The organism is Tumebacillus algifaecis (genome assembly GCF_002243515.1).
Classification (GTDB): Bacteria; Bacillota; Bacilli; order Tumebacillales; family Tumebacillaceae; genus Tumebacillus_A; species Tumebacillus_A algifaecis.
The window spans coordinates 4,110,001-4,112,500 of the sequence record NZ_CP022657.1 but is presented as its reverse complement, the minus strand read 5'-3'; the positions used below and the strand labels follow the sequence as shown (position 1 = coordinate 4,112,500).

Here is a 2,500-nt window from a genome sequence, read left to right as displayed (position 1 = left end):
GGTCGTATCGTTCCCGCGTTCCTTGTTCGTATCGGAGATATGGTACTTGGACCGCAGGGTCTTGGGAGAGTAGGACGTCGCTAGGCAAAGATGAAGGCTCAGTTCAATGAACTGGGTCTTTTTGTTGTGCAAGGTCACTAGTAGAAGTACCGCGTTCGAAACGAAGCGAAGGACCACCAAGGCGAGGGCGGAGGTATAGTACTTGGACCTGCAGGACCTTGGGAGAGTAGAACGTTATTAGGTAAATGTGAGACCCAGTTCGATGAACGGGGTCTTTTTTGTCGTGTAATGTAATCTACTGCTGCTGTAGAAGGCGCACTGATTAATAGGCAACCTTGTTCAATTCAATGAATATGGTCTTTCTTTCGTTGTCTAAGGTCAATAAAATAAGTGGCACGTTCGAAGGAGAGCGACGCACCATCGAAGCGAGAGCGGAGGTACGGCGTAGGATCCAGAGAGAGTAGGCTGTCGCAAGGAACAGATTTGGGGCACGGTTCAATGAAATGGTTTGCTCGTTGTGCAAGATCGAAAAGAGTACCATGTTCAAAGTAGCGTGATCGACCACCAAAGTGAAAGAGGAGCTCTAATATTTAGATCGCTGGCCACATGGGAGAATATGATCTGTGGAGCAAAGTGAGGCGCAGTTCATGAAACGGGGTCCTTTTGTTGTCTAAGGTCAATAAAAGTAGTGACGAGTTCGAGGTGGAGCGAAGAAATACTGAAGCAAAAATGGAGGTCTGGTACTTGGAGCGCAGGGCAACGGAACAGTAGGCACCGCTAGGAGAAGATGAGCACCTAGATCAATGGACAGTCCGTGTGGTGTTGAAGAGAAAAAACATCGTGCTGCACTTGCCGCTGAGATGTATCGTTTATTGAGCATAGGAAACAATGAGAGTAGGAGATTGTTGAGCATGTTAAGGGACGTTTGTTGACGAGACCCGTACTAGGTCAGCAGATCGGTATCGGTTAGTTAGGTAAGTGAAATAGTTGGCTAATGAGATTTGGTCGTACGTTGCTTCGAGAAGGGTGAGAATCGGGAGAGAATGAGTGGATGGGGAAGAAGGTGGGCGGTTAGCTGTCTGTTTGCTGGAATTTACTTGAATTTGTTTCGAGGGGTCGATTGTAACTTAGCTCCGATACATGGTAAGATAGGTCTTGTTGACGCGGGGTGGAGCAGTTGGCAGCTCGTCGGGCTCATAACCCGAAGGTCGCAGGTTCGAGTCCTGTCCCCGCAACCATAACGCGGGTGTAGTTCAATGGTAGAACTCCAGCCTTCCAAGCTGGTCGCGTGGGTTCGATTCCCATCACCCGCTCCAAAAACGCACGACATGACCTGATTCGCTTAGTCGAATCAGGTTTTTTTATGCTCATGTGTTCATTTTGATTCGAACAAGAAACGTAGGAAACTGGAGGGTGTGTGTTGGCAATCTAGCCAGTGAGTGATTTTGTATGCTTTTGTTACGGAGTACGGGTCGAGATGCCACGTTGGGTATGATAAGATAACTCATGTCGCCGCAAGAAATGGTTCAGGTGACGCTCTAGCAAAATGAATGAAATTTGGTCTTGACTTTCTACTCTCCTATATGGTAAGTTAATATGCGTCGCCTCGAGCGACACAACTTGATAGCCCAACGAAGAACGCGACATCCTGTCGCAACGTTGGACAATGAACATCCTGTTCTTGATCCTTGAAAACTAAACGAGTGTTACAGAGATCTGATGCGAGTCAAGATACAAACTTTTTCAACTTTTATTGAGAGTTTGATCCTGGCTCAGGACGAACGCTGGCGGCGTGCCTAATACATGCAAGTCGAGCGGACCGGAGGGAGCTTGCTCCCAAAGGTTAGCGGCGGACGGGTGAGTAACACGTGGGCAATCTGCCCGACAGACTGGGATAACGCTTGGAAACGAGTGCTAATACCGGATAAGCGATTCCTTCGCATGAAGGAATCGAGAAAGAAGCTTTCGCTTCACTGTCGGATGAGCCCGCGGCGCATTAGCTAGTTGGTGAGGTAACGGCTCACCAAGGCGACGATGCGTAGCCGACCTGAGAGGGTGATCGGCCACACTGGGACTGAGACACGGCCCAGACTCCTACGGGAGGCAGCAGTAGGGAATCTTCCACAATGGGCGCAAGCCTGATGGAGCAACGCCGCGTGAATGATGAAGGCCTTCGGGTTGTAAAATTCTGTCTTCTGTGAAGAACAAGTGTGAGAAGAGAATGCTCACACCCTGACGGTAACAGAGGAGGAAGCCCCGGCTAACTACGTGCCAGCAGCCGCGGTAATACGTAGGGGGCAAGCGTTGTCCGGAATCACTGGGCGTAAAGCGCGCGCAGGCGGCCATTTGCGTCCGGGGTGAAAGCCCAAGGCTCAACCTTGGGATTGCCTTGGATACGGGATGGCTTGAGGATCGGAGAGGCAAGGGGAATTCCACGTGTAGCGGTGAAATGCGTAGAGATGTGGAGGAACACCTGTGGCGAAGGCGCCTTGCTGGCCGA

Annotated in this window: 2 tRNA genes and 1 rRNA gene (1 of these 3 cut by a window edge); all 3 read left to right on the top strand. The window is 50.3% G+C overall.

The window, feature by feature from the left end:
- Nucleotides 1-1,162 precede the first annotated feature (1,162 nt).
- A tRNA-Met gene (locus CIG75_RS18265) sits at nucleotides 1,163-1,238 on the top strand.
- 4 nt (nucleotides 1,239-1,242) lie between these two features.
- Nucleotides 1,243-1,316: transfer RNA gene (locus CIG75_RS18260), tRNA-Gly, on the top strand.
- Nucleotides 1,317-1,749: 433 nt separating this feature from the next.
- Nucleotides 1,750-2,500, top strand: a 16S ribosomal RNA gene (locus tag CIG75_RS18255); it runs 794 nt beyond the window's last position.